Origin of the sequence: Prevotella sp. C561 (assembly GCF_000224595.1) — a bacterium.
Classification (GTDB): domain Bacteria; phylum Bacteroidota; class Bacteroidia; order Bacteroidales; family Bacteroidaceae; genus Prevotella; species Prevotella jejuni.
The window spans coordinates 1-597 of sequence record NZ_JH114210.1 but is presented as its reverse complement, the minus strand read 5'-3'; the positions used below and the strand labels follow the sequence as shown (position 1 = coordinate 597).

General features: G+C 35.3%; 2 protein-coding genes. Both read right to left on the bottom strand.

The window, feature by feature from the left end; genetic code table 11:
• The coding region (locus tag HMPREF0666_RS15995) for a hypothetical protein (protein WP_009013440.1) at positions 1-354 on the bottom strand (354 nt) is incomplete at its 3' end.
• Positions 355-356: 2 nt separating this feature from the next.
• Positions 357-597: PAAR-like protein (locus tag HMPREF0666_RS15990; RefSeq protein WP_232214157.1), on the bottom strand; the 241-nt coding region annotated here is incomplete at its 5' end.

Sequence of the window (597 nt, the reverse complement as noted above, 5' to 3'; positions counted from 1 at the left end):
ATCATACTCTTTCCAAATACCACAATCAAAATCATTATAATAATATTTTCCCACTAACTTTAGAGTTCCCGTTTTATTGTAATACTCCTTACACGTTCCAAATAGGCTGTTGTCTTTTCTGGCATATTCTATATAATTAGAGCCATTATCACCTCCAAACTGCCGCACTTTACCTCGCAAGTAATGCTCAAATTGATATTCATGTCCTTGCCTTTCCATATAATAGGTAGATGTATCAAATCTCTCTGTTGTTCTTTCCAAAGTTTTGTTCTGTTTGATATTATTATTACCTTGTGCCTTACAGCTACTTATTACCACAAGCAATGTAAGTAATGTAATTATTCGTCTTATCATTTTTATAATTTTATTAGCAGTTCATTGATACTGTCTTTCTGTGTTGTTTGTTGCCATCCTTGTGGCTGGGGAATGCAAGGAGGATTCGGAGAACTACATTTGCAAACTCCAAAACTTGGGATATTATTTAAACCAATTTTATCTTCCTCAGTCGCTACCAATGCTCCCGAAATACTTCGGAAACTTTGACTAAGAATCGTCAACGTGGCTTGCCCAGTTCCTAAAGTACAACACATTGAAGCA